The organism is Paenibacillus sp. J31P13 (genome assembly GCF_056269295.1).
Genome location: NZ_JBWDNR010000002.1, coordinates 378,039 through 391,816 on the forward strand (window position 1 = coordinate 378,039; position 13,778 = coordinate 391,816).

Below are 13,778 nucleotides of genomic sequence, written 5' to 3' on the forward strand. Positions count from 1 at the left end.
AAGATGAGTGTTAGAGGAGTTCGCGGTGCGATTACCGTTGATGTGAACGAGGAACAGACTATTTTGAACGCTACAATCGAAATGTTAAATAAGATTGTTGTCGATAATGCAATCATTCCAGATGATATTTGCAGCGTGTTTATTACCGTTACTGGAGATCTTGATGAGAGCTTTCCAGCACGTGCAATCCGCCAAATGGCAGGTTGGGAACTTGTACCGCTAATGTGCGCACTAGAGGTGCCTGTTAAGGGAAGTCTTGAACGTTGCATCAGACTTATGGTTCATATCAATACAGACAAAACGCAAGCTGAAATTCGTCATGTCTATTTGAATGGCGCACAAACACTGCGTCCTGATCTGTCCAAATCTTAACTTTATTGCAACTCAGCTTCTAAAATAATCAGAGCTTATATTGACGTATGTCCGTTCGGTGTTGTATATTGAATAGCGTAAGTGAGAGTAGAAGAGCAGGTTATTGAGCTGAGTTGAGATGAGTCGAGACTAGTTGAGCAAAGCAGAGCAGAGTAATTGACTATTGCGGTTTTGATAGAAGGAGCTGAACGATCTTTTTGCGTACATGCGCATGGGATGGTAAAAGTGCTGCTTCACCGTATAGGCGATTATGTCTTTTTCCGCTTACACACTTTCGTCATCATCTAAACCAACGCTCCTGCTCAGGCAGGAGCTTTTTTTGTACCTATATAGATAAAAAATACATAAGGAGGTTATTCGGAATGACAAATGAACTGCAGCAAGTTAAACATTTGGCTGGTCAGTATAACTTAATTCCAATTGTTCGTTATATGATGGCCGACACGGAAACGCCAATTCGACTTTTTCAACATTTTGCAAAGGAAAATCATGCTTTTCTGTTAGAAAGTGTAGAGGGCGGCGTCAAATGGGCACGTTATTCATTTATCGGTACGGATCCCTTCATGATGCTTTACGGAAAGAATGGCGAAATGATACTTGAGCGCAAGGGACAAAAGCATTCCCTGCATGATAAGCCGCTTGAGCTTTTGAAAGCTCATTTACGCTCCTTCCGCAGTCCGTCTATACCTAATCTGCCGCCGTTTACAGGCGGAGCAATCGGATTTTTTGGATATGATCTATTGCAATATTATGAGAATCTACCGGCACATCGTGTGGATGATCTGAACATGAATGATATGCAGTTTATGTTTTGTGATCAGGTTATCGTGTTTGATCATTTTAAGCAGCAGCTTCAAATAGTAGGAAACGTGCATATTCCTGATGCCGCAACAGACTCAGAAATCACAAAATCGTACGAAGCAGCAGTTGCTAAGTTGGATGCAACGATTGAGCGGCTTCAGCAGCCCGTGACAATTCCTGTTACAACAGGCCCTTCGGTGCAGGTTGATCTTGAATTAAAAGATATTGAATCCAACGTAACGAAGGAACAATTCATCTCGAATATTGAGCAGGCGAAGGAATACATTCGCGCCGGCGATATTTTCCAAGTGGTATTGTCCCAACGCTTTAGTATTGAAACGGACATCGATCCGCTGCATGTATATCGTGTTCTTCGGACAATGAATCCATCACCTTATATGTACTATTTGAAAATGGGTGAAGAGGTTATTGTTGGAACCTCACCAGAAGCGCTTGTGAAGGTTGATGGCGATCACGTCGAAACAAGACCAATCGCAGGTACAAGGCCGCGCGGCAAAACACCGGAAGAGGATAAAGCGCTGGAGCTTGAGCTGCTGGCCGATGAGAAGGAACGCGCTGAGCATCTTATGCTTGTTGATCTTGGACGCAATGATATTGGCCGTGTCTCCGAATTTGGTTCGGTGAAATGTGATTCATTCATGGAAATTGAGCGTTATTCGCATGTGATGCACATCGTATCCAACGTTTCAGGAAAGCTCCATAAGGACAAGGATTTCTTTGATGCTTTCATTTCATGCCTCCCAGCAGGAACTGTATCAGGAGCGCCAAAGCTAAGAGCGATGGAAATTATAGCGGAGCTGGAAAACGAAGCGCGCGGAGCCTATGCAGGAGCAATCGGTTATCTAGGATTCGGCGGCACAATGGATACATGTATTACGATTCGTACGATTATTTTCAAAAACGGCAGAGCGTATGTACAGGCCGGAGCAGGTATTGTATGGGATTCCGTTCCTGAAAGCGAGTATATGGAGACGGTGAACAAGGCAAAAGGAAGCTTGATGGCAATACGAACCGCGGAAGCGATCTTCGCAAAGCCTCAAAACCAAGCTTATGCCTATAATTCCATAAATTCGGACTATTACGCTAAGGCTGGAGAGGAGCTCGGAAAATGACATATGCAGGAGTAGCAGGAGCAGCAATCACCATGCAGCAGGCGCTTAGCCTTCTTATTGGCGGGTCGGATCTGTCGAGAGAGCAAGCAAACACGATCATGAACATTATTATGAACGGTGAAGCTACAGGCGTACAAATCGCAGGCGTTGTTACTGCAATGCGTATGAAAGGCGAGACGAAGGATGAGATTACGGGCTTTGCGGAAGCGATGCGCTCTCACTCCAGCCATGTTCATACCGAGCAGGAGGGCTTGCTGGATACTTGCGGTACCGGAGGCTCTGGTATCCATAAATTCAATATTTCAACAGCTTCCTCTATTATTGCATCAGCTGGAGGCATTCGAGTTGCCAAGCATGGCAATCGGGCTATGTCTGGCAAGACTGGAAGTGCAGATGTGCTTGAGGCACTTGGCGTACAGATCACCATTTCACCTGAGCAAGCCGCTATGTGCTTGAACGAGATCGGCATTTGCTTCATGTTTGCACAGCTCTATCATCCTTCTTTGCGGCATGCATCAGTACCGCGTAAAGAGCTTGGCATTCGAACTATATTCAACATGCTTGGACCGCTTACAAACCCAGCAGGCGCTGATAGACAGCTTCTTGGCTTGTATGATAAATCCAAAACGGCGACAGTCGCAGAGGTGCTCGGGGAGCTTGGTTTGAAGCGTGCAATGGTCGTCAGCAGTCATGATGGTCTTGATGAGATTAGCATATCTGCTCCAACTCAAATATCGGAGCTGCTAGACGGAAAAGTTCGTACGTATGATTTGACGCCAGAGGAGCTAGGACTCACTCGTTGGCCGATTGAAGATGTAATGGGCGGCGAACCGGAAGTGAATGCAGCGCTTATTCGAGCCATTTTCGCTGGAGAGCAGCGTGGTGCTTATCGAGATATTGTATTGGCAAATGCAGGAGCATGTATTTATGTTGGCGGAGCAGCAGAATCGATTCGCGAGGGCGCGGCGATAGCGGCTGAAATAATTGATTCAGGCAAAGCACAGCGGAAATTAGAGAGACTTATTCAAACGACGGGAGAGTTTGCACATGTTTCTGGATAAAATTGTAGCAACGAAGCAAATTGAGGTTGAAGCGTTATCCCTCCATTTTAACCTTGAAGAGGTCGAGAAGGAAATCGCTAAAATGGACCCGTGTCGTGGATTTGAGCGGGCATTAACGGTATCAGGTCGTAATCGAAATATGGGTCTTATTGCTGAGGTGAAGAAGGCTTCTCCCTCTAAGGGATTGATTCGCCAAGATTTTAATCCTGCTTCGCTTGCTGCTGCTTATGAAGCTGCAGGGGCTGATTGTATTTCTGTACTGACAGATCGCGATTATTTCCAAGGGTCGAATGCTTACCTGCAAACCGTGCGGGATACAGTGAAATTACCGCTTCTGCGTAAGGATTTTATGATTGATCCACGTCAAATCTATGAAGCACGCTTAATAGGTGCAGATGCGATATTATTAATTGCAGCGATTCTTACACCAGCACAGCTAGGCGAATATCATGATTTGGCGAAATCGATTGGTCTTGATGTACTCGTTGAGGTTCATAATCAAGAGGAACTCGAAGGCGTTCTTCAGCTGGATAAAGCAAAGCTGATTGGCATTAATAATCGCGACTTGAAATCCTTCGTTACCAATCTTAAGACTACAGAGGACTTGATTGGCATGATGCCTAAGGATGTTACGGTCATTAGTGAAAGCGGAATTGCTGGAAAGCCTGATATGGACTATTTAGAGTCAATTGGCGCGCATGGTGTTCTGATCGGCGAGCACTTTATGCGGCATGATGATGTGGAAGCCTCCGTTAATGAGCTTATGGGCGCGGTGAATGTTCGATGAATAAAGCGCCGCGTATCAAAATATGCGGATTGAAGGATGTTCAAACAATTGAAGCAATGGAAGGTTTGCCGATTCATGAGATTGGCTTCGTATTCGCGCCAAGCAAGCGGCAGGTCGATGCATTGACAGCAAAGGAACTAATCGCCGCTGTGCATCGCTTGAAAGTTTCTGATGGCGTACGACCTCAGACGGTAGGCGTATTTGTTAACGAATCCTTCGATAATATCCGTACAATTTTAGAAGATGCACCGCTTGATGTCGTGCAAATGCATGGCAATGAAGAAGCTGGCTTTTGCAAAAAGGTACGTGAGGAGCTTCGTGTTGCAGTATGGAAGGTTTTCTCGGTGAAAGATTATGTCGAGGGAAATGATAGTAAGACCGCAATGGAACAGCTTTATCCTTATAAGAATGCTGTTGATGCGGTACTGATTGATGCGCCAGGTGGCGGAACCGGCCATACCTTCAACTGGGAAGCGATCCATGCCTATAAACAAGCAGCCGAAGCGTTAAATATCATTCTTTATGTGGCAGGCGGGCTGCATGAGGGTAATATACAGGAGCTGCTAAGCCAGTATTCACCTGGCGGCATAGATGTTTCAAGCGGCGTAGAGACCGATGGACGCAAGGATATAGATAAAATAAGATTATTTGTAGGAAAGGTGATGGAGATATGACACAAGTACCCGATCAAAATGGACGCTTTGGTAAATTTGGCGGCAGATATGTACCTGAAACATTGATGAATGCATTGCTCGAGCTAGAGGAAGCATACGCACATTATTCGAAAGACGCGGCTTTTCAAGATGAGGTTCGTTATTTATTGCATAAATATTCGGGTAGACCAACATCCCTTTACTACGCAGAGCGTCTTAGCGAACAGCTGGGCGGAGCGAAAATTTACTTAAAGCGTGAAGACCTCAATCACACCGGCGCACATAAAATTAACAACACAATTGGGCAAGGCGTACTTGCTAAGCGGATGGGTAAAACGAAAATTATTGCAGAAACAGGAGCGGGGCAGCATGGTGTTGCTTCTGCGACAATTGCTGCTTTACTAGGATTGGAATGCAAGGTGTTCATGGGCGAAGAGGATATGAAGCGCCAGCAGCTTAATGTATTCCGTATGCAATTGCTTGGCTCAGAAGTTGTGCCTGTCCTATCAGGTACGAGAACACTTAAGGATGCATGTAATGAAACACTACGTTACTGGGTGAGCAACGTAGAAGATACGTATTACATTTTGGGTTCAGTAACAGGTCCACATCCTTATCCAATGATTGTTCGGGATTTCCAACGCATTATCGGTGATGAGTCGCGTGAGCAAATCTTGAAAGAAGAAGGCAGATTGCCTGATTATGTTGTAGCAGCTGTAGGCGGCGGCAGTAACGCTATGGGGATTTTCTATCCGTTCGTTAATGATGACAGCGTAAAATTGCTAGGTGTTGAAGCAGCTGGCCGCGGTGTGGATACGATTGAGCATGCAGCAACGATGACAAAGGGACGTCATGGTATTTTTCAAGGCTCACTGAGCTATGTGCTGCAGGATGAGCATGGTCAAGTTCAACCGGCACATTCTATCTCAGCTGGACTAGATTATCCAGGTATCGGTCCAGAGCATTCTTACCTAAAAGATTCGGGTCGTGCGGATTATGTGCCGATTACGGATGCAGAAGCATTGGATGCTCTACAGTTGCTGTCGCGAACAGAAGGAATCATTCCTGCTCTAGAATCCGCGCATGCCATCGCACAAACGGTGAAGCTTGCACCAACACTAGGAAAAGATAAAGTGATCGTCGTCAGCTTATCCGGACGCGGTGATAAGGACGTAGAAGCAATCATGGGTTATTTGGGGGTAGAAAAGCATGAATCTCATTGATAAAACCTTTGCAAGCTTAAAAGCGGAAGGGCGTACAGCGCTAATTCCTTTCGTGACAATGGGTGATCCAGATCTTAAAACTTCAATTGCCATCATCCAAACACTTGAGAAGGCTGGCGCTGATATGATTGAGCTTGGCGTTCCCTATTCCGATCCTCTCGCAGATGGTCCTGTCATCCAGCGTGCATCGGAACGTGCGCTGCGCCACAATCAAATTACGATTAGAGATTGTATTCAGGTCGCTGAGGACGCACGTGATTCAGGAGTTAAACTTCCTTTTATTTTATTTACTTATTTTAATCCGGTATTTCAGTTTGGTTTGGAAGCATTCTTCGATCTGCTCCACAGCAAAGGCATAAGTGGACTTATTATTCCTGATTTGCCAATGGAAGAGGATGAAGAAGTTAGAGCACTTGCAGATGCGGCTAATGTTCATCTCATTCCGCTTGTTGCCCCAACCTCCAAAGAGCGTGTTGAGCGTATCTCACGTAAAGCAAAGGGCTTCGTTTATTGCGTTTCCTCACTTGGGGTTACGGGTGTGAGAGCAGATTTCCATACAGGCATTGACGAGTTTCTTGCAACAGTGCGCGATGCAACTGATCTGCCTATCTGTGTAGGATTTGGTATATCGAATCATGAGCAGGTTGCTCGATTTGCGAAGCAATGTGATGGTGTCATTGTAGGAAGCGCTATTGTTCGTACCATAGAGGATGCCATTCCGCTGCTGAATGACGAGAGAAATCGCGAAGCGGGGTTGAAGAAGATTGGTGATTTTGTTGCTCAGCTGAAAGGCTAGATGTTAAATGGAAGAAAGGAGGTGCAGAGATGCACCTCCTTTCTTTATTTAGCGATTCAGCATGTCTTTTTTTAAAATGGGATCACATAAAAGCTTCATTCTTGTTAGGAGCTCCCTGTCACTGGAAAAACACTTTAAAACGTCATACAGATATGAGACAATGAATGGTATGGAAGAAAGAACACCACTCAAATAAAAAGAGGTGAACGGCTCATGCAGCCTAAAAGTAATATCATCCACCTTCCCGTCTATCAGCCTGGAAAGCCGGTTGAAGATGTAAAGCGGGAGCTCGGATTAAATGAAATCATTAAGCTTGCTTCTAATGAAAATCCTTATGGATGTTCAGAGAAAGCGAAAGCTGCTGCTATTCAAGAAATGGGAAATACAAATATTTATCCTGACGGAGCAAGCGTTGAGCTGACGGCTGCATTGGCAGCGGAGCTTGGTGTTGAGACCAACCAAATTATTTTTGGAACAGGATCAAGTGATATTATTTTGATGATTGCCAGGGCATTTCTAGCACCTGGTGACGAAACGATTATGGGAGATGAGACTTTCTCACAGTACAAGCATAATGCTGAGATTGAGAATGCTCATATCATTGAGGTTCCATTGAACGAAGGCAAGCATGATTTGTCAGCGATGCTGTCTAAGGTAAGCAGCCGTACAAAAATCATTTGGATCTGCAACCCGAATAATCCAACGGGCACAATTGTGACCAAGATTGAATTGTCAGCCTTCCTAAAACAAGTGCCGCCTCATGTGCTTGTCGTATTGGATGAAGCTTATGGCGAATTTATTGATGATCCAGAATTTCCGGATGGCGTCCAATTGCTGAAAGAACATAGCAACTTGACGGTACTTCGTACTTTCTCCAAAATATATGGTCTTGCTTCGCTAAGAATTGGGTATGGTGTTGGACCTGCTGAAACTATTGGGTTTATTAATCAGGTTCGCGAGCCATTTAATACATCCCGAGCTGCTCAAGCTGCAGCGAAAGAAGCGTTGGCAGATAAAGCTTTTATTAACTTCTGCAAAGATCAAAATAAGCAAGGAATTGCGTATCTTAGCGAACAATTTGATCGCTTGGGCTTAAGCTATTTCCCTGCTTACGGAAACTTTATTATGTTTGATGCCAAGCGTCCATCTCATGAAGTATTTGACGCCTTGCTTCGCCGCGGCATTATTTCAAGAGCGCGTTGGACAAAATATCCAAATTATGTTCGAATTTCAATTGGTACAAGCGAGCAAAATGAAAAATTTATTGCTGCTTTAGAGCAAGTTTTGCTGGAAGCGGCGGTGCAAGGATAAAGTTATGACAACAGTAGCGATTTTTGGAGTTGGATTGATTGGAGGATCTATTGCTCTTTGTTTGAAGGGCAAGCCGAATATTAAGGTAATCGGGCATTCCAATCGTCCTTCTCAAGTTGAGAAATACATGCAACGCGGTGTCGTTGATTTTGCAACGACGTCTATGAAAGAAGCGGCAGAGCAAGCGGATTTTATATTTGTTTGCGTTCCTGTTGGCAACTTAGAGGAATATATTATTCAGTTAAGTACTTTTGAACTTAAGCCAGGATGTATTATTACGGATGCAGGCAGTACGAAGGCTTCGATCATGGCTTGCGCAAGCGGACTTGATTTTGGTGATGCCGTATTCATCGGCGGTCATCCTATGGCTGGTTCAGAACGCTCTGGTGTCGAAGCGGCTAGCTCGCATTTATATGAGAATGCGTTTTATGTACTCACGACAGAAGAGAAAACGCCCCCGGAAGCGGTAGCGCGTTTAGTGGAGCTCCTAAGTCACACGAAAGCTAATATTGTACAAGTTGACGCGAAGGAGCATGATGAGATTGTAGGCGCGATCAGTCATCTTCCTCATATGATCGCTGTGTCTCTTGTGAACCAAGTGAGAGGCTACAATGAAGGAAATGATCTTTATGAGTCACTCGCTGCCGGAGGCTTCCGAGACATTACGAGAATCGCTTCAAGTGACCCCATTGTTTGGCGTGATATCTTGATTAATAATCGAAGTGTATTGCTTAAGCTGCTTCGTGATTGGAGCAAGGAGACGGAGAAATTCGCCACCATGCTGGAGAACGAAGATGGAGATTCCGTCGTGAAGGCTTTCCAAGAAGCAGGACAATTCCGCAGCAAGATGCCTGAAAGACGCAAAGGCATGATTCATTCTGCATATGATTGTTATGTAGATGTACCGGATCACCCAGGCATTATTGGTAAAATTACAAGTCAGCTTGGGGAAAGTCTTATTAACTTAAGCAACATTCACATTATTGAGAGCAGGGAAGATGTTCCGGGAATTCTTAGACTGTCGTTCCGCAGTCAAGAATATTTGGATCAAGCAGTCGTAGTTCTCTCCGCTAATGGATATGACGTACACCTTTAAGGTGTACGTTTTTTTCAAATCATGTTATAAAGCGTTTACAAAATAGTTATTGACATATTGGAAGCGTATACATATAATAAAGGTACAGTATGGTTTCTCTCCACTCCTATCCAAAACTATAGCCCTCAACATGAGCGCTGCCACCCTTCGGGGTGGTTTTTTTTTGTAGATAAGGATCTCGTCTTATTTCATAAGTTTACTAAAATTTTGTTCACTTCATCTTTGGTGAATGTGGAAATTATCAAATATATATTCTGAATTGAAAGATCTATGTTCTAGATTCGTTCTGTAATTGTTGGATAATGCTAAGCGAGTTATCTGCTTCATCGATTATTTTACTTGATATCTAAAGTATTCATTTAAATTTACTAGGATATTTGCAACCATTCTGCCTGTTGGAGAATTAAAGTCTAGTAGTTCAGCAGTAGAACAAATATCCACATTTAATTTTGAAAATGATTTATGAATAAGAATAAAAACTTTTTTATCACAAAAGTGTTTATTCTTAGCCATTTGTGTTCATTCTGAAATATCCTCTTTGTCTTCACGCTCGTTACTTTGTCTTATGTATCCAATTGCCTCGATTTCTTTTTCATAATTTTCTTTATAATCCAGAGTATTTTTTACAGCCAAATCTAATACTCTCCTCTTCTATCTATCTGAATTCATTTACAACAATAGGCTTCATTGTTTTATTTGAAGGCATTAGAATACAAATATTATCTTTAAAAAATGCTCGAAATAGTTTTGCAGGAACACTATTAGAAATTATGTAAGTTTATCAGAAATTCGATTATCATTCGCTTAATATCAGGCTTTATGACATTCATTATCAATATAAGTGAATGAAGTCAAGAAATGCTAATCGTAAATTGTGTAAAAATGTATACGGTTTCAAAAGTTCGAAATATACAGATTTATTCAAATCTACTATTGTTCAAACTAGGATGTGCCAAAGGTTGCGTGCATCATAAACGATAAAAATGAGGGGGAATACAGTATGAAGATGTTATTTTCAAAGAAGGTAATTGCTGTATTAATGGTAGTATTGCTAGTTAGTAGTCTTGTTGCTGCTTGCAGCAACGGAGGGACGAAAAACAATTCAAGTAACCAAGGCGGTACAACTACTGACAATAGTAGCACTAAGGATGCTTCCAAAGAGCCAGCAGCAGGACCGACTAATTTATCAGTATGGACTCCGCTTAACGGAAATGCTCAAGCCGTTGTCCAAAGCTTAAGCGATGTAGCGATGGTTAAAGAATGGGAAAAGAAATCAAATGTGAAATTTAAGTTTGAGCATCCGACAGGTACGGCAGCTGATATACAGCAGCAATTTGGAGTAATGATAGCTTCAGGCGCTTATCCAGACCTTATTATTTCGGAGATGTCCATCTTTCAGGGCGGTCCAGCTAAGCTGTATCAAGATGGCGTTATTATGAGACTTAACGATCTAATAGATGAGCATGCACCTAACTTGAAAAAAGTATTGGATGAAAATCCATTGATCGCAAAGCAAATTAAAGCAGATAATGGCGATATCTATGTATTTCCTAACTTTAAAGTTGGAGAATATGGTAAGTATAGAACATTTTCTGGTCAAGTCATTCGTGAAGATTGGTTAAAAGAGCTTAATTTGGAAGTACCTGAAACGATTGACGAGTGGGAGCATGTGCTTCGTTCGATAAAAGAAGCAAAGGGAATATTTCCTTATACAGCTGAAAAAGGACTAGGCGTCACAGACTTTTTGGGTGCTTATGGTGTAGGAAAAGAGTTCTATATGGAAGGCAATCAAGTTCAATATGGACCGATTCAGCCTGGCTATAAAGATTATTTAGCTCGTATGCAGCAATGGTATAAAGAAGGATTGATTGATCCGGACTATGCTACTAACGATGGTAAAGCGAAAGATGCTAAAATGACTTCCGGTAAAGCAGCAGCAGCTTATGCCTATATTGGTGGAAACATTGGGTCATGGCTGCCGGCAATGCAAGAGTCTAATCCTGAAGCTATGCTGAAGGCTGTACAATATCCAGTTCTTAATAAGGGTGATGAGCCTAAGTTTACAGATACAAGATGGGATTATACAAATGTAGGTGCACTATTCTCAAGCAAAATTAAAAACCCTGTAGAAGCGATAAAAGCACTTGATTATTTGATTAGCGAAGAAGGCGCGATGCTGAAAAACTTCGGTATCGAAGGCGAGACCTACACACTTGAGAATGGTCAGCCAGTATACACTGATCTTATTCTCAATAACTCTGACAAATTGGCAGTAGGTTCAGCAATGGCTAAATACTTTATTGCCAACTATCCATTCCCTGGAACTGACGATGACCGTTACAACGATCAGTATTATACACTTGATGCACAGAAGGATGCCGTTAAAGTATTCGCACAATACTCAAACAATGCTGCATCTGTCCTATTGCCTCCAATCGCAATGACACCTGAGGAAGCATCTGAATTCGGTAAAATTATGGCTGACGTTAACACTTACCGCGATGAAGTTGTTACAAAAGTAATCATGGGATCATCCACGATTGAAAGCTATGATCAAGCAGCAGAGCAGTTTAAGAAAATGGGAATCGAACGTGCAGTAGAAATTCAACAAGCAGCTTTTGATCGTTTCCAAAACCGTTAATGGTTAAGGGCGGAGGGGAATCCCTCCGCCAGTTTCTTAAGATAAAACGTTTCTTCTTATTTATAGATACCGCAGGAGGTGAGAGTAGGTCCCATGTTAAAAAAACTAAAAAGAGACTTAGTGCAGAATAAAGCCATTTATTTGATGGTATTACCAGTTATATTATATTATTTTATTTTTAAATATTTGCCAATGTATGGTTCGATCATTGCATTTAAAGATTTTAGTATTCCCAAAGGAATTATGGGAAGTGAATGGGTAGGTTTTAAAAACTTTCAAACCTTTTTTGATAGTATTTATTTTTGGCGTGTACTACGTAACACTTTATTGCTTAGTATATATTCGCTAGTATTCGGTTTTCCTGCTCCAATCATTTTGGCGATATTTTTGAATGAAGTTCGAATGAAGTTTTTCAAGAATATCGTTCAAACGGTAACGTATTTGCCGCATTTTATTTCATTGGTCGTTATTTGTGGAATTCTTCTTGATTTCACTAATCGTGATGGCGTTATTAGTGCAATCATTGAGTTTTTCGGTGGCCAACGAACTACATTATTATCGGATGCTGCAAATTTCCGAACGATCTATGTAGCCTCAGGGATATGGCAGGAGCTAGGCTGGTCGTCAATTATTTTCTTAGCGGCGATAAGTGGAATTAATCCTGAATTGTATGAGGCAGCTAAAGTGGATGGATCAGGTAAATTTAGGCAAATGTGGAGTATTACGTTACCAAGCCTAATTCCGATTATAATGATTTTGCTCATTCTGCGCATCGGTGGCTTAATGGATATCGGCTTCGAAAAAGTTATCCTATTGTATAACGCGAATACGTATGAAACTGCAGATATTATCTCTTCCTTTGTATATCGTAAAGGTATTGCAGAAGGACAGGATTATAGCTTTACATCCGCGGTTGGCTTGTTCCAAGCGGTTATTAACCTAGTATTACTTATTAGTGCCAACTGGTTCTCTCGTCGTGTATCTGGGAGCAAGCTTTGGTAGAGGAGGATTTATACGATGAAAGAAACATCTACTGCGGACCGGATTTTCACAATTTTCAATACCATTCTAATGCTATTGCTTGTTGTTGCTACTTTATATCCGATTTATCATGTGGTTATGGCATCCGTCAGTGACTCCAATCGATTGATTGCTCATCAGGGGCCGCTTTTGGCTCCGCTGGGCTTTAACTGGGATGCTTATATACGGGTTTTGAAAAATCCTAATATTTTTAGTGGGTATTTGAATACGTTTATCATACTGATCGCGGGAACCTTTATTAACCTGCTCTTTACAGCATTGGGTGCTTACGGCTTATCCAGAAGGTTTATGCTGCGCAAACCAATTATGCTCGCAATTATTTTTACGATGTATTTTAGCGGCGGTCTAATTCCTACTTATCTATTAATTAATAACTGGCTGCATATGGGGAATAGTCTGCTCGCGCTTATTGTTCCTGCAGCAGTGAGTACTTGGAATCTGATTATTATGCGTACATCCTTTGAGGCGCTGCCAGAAAGTTTAATTGAATCTGCAAAAATTGATGGATCGGGTGAGTTTGGTATTCTATTCCGTATAGTAGTGCCGTTATCTATGCCGGTTATTGCGGTAATGATATTGTATTATGGTGTGGCGCACTGGAATTCATGGTTTAATGCAATGTTGTTCATTCGCGATCGTGAGCTTTTTCCTTTGCAACTTATATTGCGCGAGATTCTTGTCTTGAATGACACGAATTCGATGCAATTAGGAGGTGCCACGTCCGATCAGGAGGGTGTCCGAGAAAGCATAAAGTATGCTACAATAATCGTGGCAACGCTTCCAATTCTTCTAGTCTATCCATTCCTGCAACGTTTTTTTGCAAAGGGAGTTATGATTGGCGCGGTAAAAGAATAACTGCTTGC

Annotated in this window: 13 protein-coding genes; 12 read left to right on the forward strand and 1 reads right to left on the reverse strand. The window is 42.4% G+C overall.

Annotated features, from left to right (window positions below):
- The first annotated feature begins 3 nt into the window (after window positions 1-3).
- From aroH to AC0YOD_RS08005, 9 genes are all read left to right on the forward strand, one after another.
- Window positions 4-372, forward strand: coding sequence for a chorismate mutase (aroH, locus tag AC0YOD_RS07965; RefSeq protein WP_475798738.1), 369 nt, complete (start codon window positions 4-6; stop codon window positions 370-372).
- Window positions 373-734: 362 nt separating this feature from the next.
- Entirely contained in the window at window positions 735-2,306 is a 1,572-nt protein-coding gene (trpE, locus tag AC0YOD_RS07970) for an anthranilate synthase component I (protein ID WP_475798739.1), read from the forward strand.
- A complete protein-coding gene (gene trpD / locus AC0YOD_RS07975) occupies window positions 2,303-3,367 on the forward strand; it encodes an anthranilate phosphoribosyltransferase (RefSeq protein ID WP_475798740.1) in 1,065 nt (354 codons plus the stop codon). Before trpE ends, trpD begins: the two co-directional genes overlap by 4 nt.
- A complete protein-coding gene (gene trpC / locus AC0YOD_RS07980) occupies window positions 3,354-4,154 on the forward strand; it encodes an indole-3-glycerol phosphate synthase TrpC (protein WP_475798741.1) in 801 nt (266 codons plus the stop codon). The genes trpD and trpC overlap by 14 nt, the downstream gene beginning before the upstream one ends.
- A complete protein-coding gene (locus AC0YOD_RS07985; protein WP_475798742.1) occupies window positions 4,151-4,828 on the forward strand; it encodes a phosphoribosylanthranilate isomerase in 678 nt (225 codons plus the stop codon). The genes trpC and AC0YOD_RS07985 overlap by 4 nt, the downstream gene beginning before the upstream one ends.
- Window positions 4,825-6,030 carry a tryptophan synthase subunit beta gene (gene trpB / locus AC0YOD_RS07990; protein ID WP_475798743.1) on the forward strand — a complete coding sequence of 402 codons (1,206 nt, stop codon included), beginning with the start codon at window positions 4,825-4,827 and terminating at the stop codon, window positions 6,028-6,030. Before AC0YOD_RS07985 ends, trpB begins: the two co-directional genes overlap by 4 nt.
- Entirely contained in the window at window positions 6,017-6,826 is an 810-nt protein-coding gene (gene trpA, locus AC0YOD_RS07995) for a tryptophan synthase subunit alpha (protein ID WP_475798744.1), read from the forward strand. The genes trpB and trpA overlap by 14 nt, the downstream gene beginning before the upstream one ends.
- A 213-nt stretch (window positions 6,827-7,039) precedes the next feature.
- Entirely contained in the window at window positions 7,040-8,137 is a 1,098-nt protein-coding gene (hisC, locus tag AC0YOD_RS08000; RefSeq protein WP_475798745.1) for a histidinol-phosphate transaminase, read from the forward strand.
- A gap of 4 nt (window positions 8,138-8,141) precedes the next feature.
- Window positions 8,142-9,233 carry a prephenate dehydrogenase gene (locus tag AC0YOD_RS08005; RefSeq protein ID WP_475798746.1) on the forward strand — a complete coding sequence of 364 codons (1,092 nt, stop codon included), beginning with the start codon at window positions 8,142-8,144 and terminating at the stop codon, window positions 9,231-9,233.
- Between the two features lie 330 nt (window positions 9,234-9,563).
- Here AC0YOD_RS08005 and AC0YOD_RS08010 read toward each other — a convergent pair whose 3' ends face one another.
- Complete coding sequence (locus AC0YOD_RS08010; protein ID WP_475798747.1) at window positions 9,564-9,746, reverse strand: hypothetical protein; 183 nt, start codon at window positions 9,744-9,746, stop codon at window positions 9,564-9,566.
- A gap of 487 nt (window positions 9,747-10,233) precedes the next feature.
- Here AC0YOD_RS08010 and AC0YOD_RS08015 point away from each other — a divergent pair, with 487 nt between their 5' ends.
- From AC0YOD_RS08015 to AC0YOD_RS08025, 3 genes are all read left to right on the forward strand, one after another.
- Entirely contained in the window at window positions 10,234-11,874 is a 1,641-nt protein-coding gene (locus AC0YOD_RS08015; protein ID WP_475798748.1) for a type 2 periplasmic-binding domain-containing protein, read from the forward strand.
- Window positions 11,875-11,967: 93 nt separating this feature from the next.
- Window positions 11,968-12,876: an ABC transporter permease gene (locus AC0YOD_RS08020; protein WP_475798749.1), complete on the forward strand. Its 909-nt coding sequence runs from the start codon at window positions 11,968-11,970 to the stop codon at window positions 12,874-12,876.
- A 15-nt stretch (window positions 12,877-12,891) separates the two neighbouring features.
- Window positions 12,892-13,770: a carbohydrate ABC transporter permease gene (locus AC0YOD_RS08025; RefSeq protein ID WP_475798750.1), complete on the forward strand. Its 879-nt coding sequence runs from the start codon at window positions 12,892-12,894 to the stop codon at window positions 13,768-13,770.
- Window positions 13,771-13,778 lie beyond the last annotated feature (8 nt).

What these genes read in the sequence shown, in the direction of transcription:
- aroH (WP_475798738.1), top strand. Translation starts at nt 4, where the DNA reads ATGAGTGTTAGAGGAGTTCGCGGTGCGATTACCGTTGATGTGAACGAG.
- trpE (WP_475798739.1), top strand. Translation starts at nt 735, where the DNA reads ATGACAAATGAACTGCAGCAAGTTAAACATTTGGCTGGTCAGTATAAC.
- trpD (WP_475798740.1), top strand. Translation starts at nt 2,303, where the DNA reads ATGACATATGCAGGAGTAGCAGGAGCAGCAATCACCATGCAGCAGGCG.
- trpC (WP_475798741.1), top strand. Translation starts at nt 3,354, where the DNA reads ATGTTTCTGGATAAAATTGTAGCAACGAAGCAAATTGAGGTTGAAGCG.
- AC0YOD_RS07985 (WP_475798742.1), top strand. Translation starts at nt 4,151, where the DNA reads ATGAATAAAGCGCCGCGTATCAAAATATGCGGATTGAAGGATGTTCAA.
- trpB (WP_475798743.1), top strand. Translation starts at nt 4,825, where the DNA reads ATGACACAAGTACCCGATCAAAATGGACGCTTTGGTAAATTTGGCGGC.
- trpA (WP_475798744.1), top strand. Translation starts at nt 6,017, where the DNA reads ATGAATCTCATTGATAAAACCTTTGCAAGCTTAAAAGCGGAAGGGCGT.
- hisC (WP_475798745.1), top strand. Translation starts at nt 7,040, where the DNA reads ATGCAGCCTAAAAGTAATATCATCCACCTTCCCGTCTATCAGCCTGGA.
- AC0YOD_RS08005 (WP_475798746.1), top strand. Translation starts at nt 8,142, where the DNA reads ATGACAACAGTAGCGATTTTTGGAGTTGGATTGATTGGAGGATCTATT.
- AC0YOD_RS08010 (WP_475798747.1), bottom strand. Translation starts at nt 9,746, where the DNA reads ATGGCTAAGAATAAACACTTTTGTGATAAAAAAGTTTTTATTCTTATT.
- AC0YOD_RS08015 (WP_475798748.1), top strand. Translation starts at nt 10,234, where the DNA reads ATGAAGATGTTATTTTCAAAGAAGGTAATTGCTGTATTAATGGTAGTA.
- AC0YOD_RS08020 (WP_475798749.1), top strand. Translation starts at nt 11,968, where the DNA reads ATGTTAAAAAAACTAAAAAGAGACTTAGTGCAGAATAAAGCCATTTAT.
- AC0YOD_RS08025 (WP_475798750.1), top strand. Translation starts at nt 12,892, where the DNA reads ATGAAAGAAACATCTACTGCGGACCGGATTTTCACAATTTTCAATACC.